We start from the raw sequence: 385 nt of genomic DNA on the forward strand, positions 1-385 counted from the left end.
TGCTTGATCAACCAGGTTCAATTCGCTGGCGGTAGAGAAGCAAGAGGGTATCGTACCGGCTTCTTCGATAAACATAGTTTTCAGTTCTTCAAAAGCTGTGATCACTAGCCAGTCGATGCCGTTAATATGATGGATAAACATTGAGTTTCTCGGTAATTCTGATGCGGAGATTTTAACATTATCAGGGGCTGAACGTAGTAGAGATTTAGTAATTCTGTGCAATTTACGGTCATTCACTAGGCCAGCTTGAAACACGTCTTTGCCCCAAAGCAATTCAGCGTAGTTTCTTCTTGATTGTAAGTTACGCAGATTTAGCATTACTTTTTCTTATACTTCAACTACACAGATTAAGAGTGATTATCGAGTGGTTCAATAGTTATCTATT

At 39.2% G+C, this 385-nt stretch carries 1 pseudogene; it reads right to left on the reverse strand.

Going from position 1 to position 385, the window contains the following annotated elements:
• Positions 1 to 318, reverse strand: a pseudogene (locus H5185_RS22480) (hypothetical protein); the annotation flags it as partial.
• Between the last annotated feature and the right edge of the window lie 67 nt (positions 319 to 385).

The sequence above is a fragment of the Shewanella sp. SG44-6 genome, from assembly GCF_014164185.1.
Lineage (GTDB): Bacteria > Pseudomonadota > Gammaproteobacteria > Enterobacterales > Shewanellaceae > Shewanella > Shewanella vesiculosa.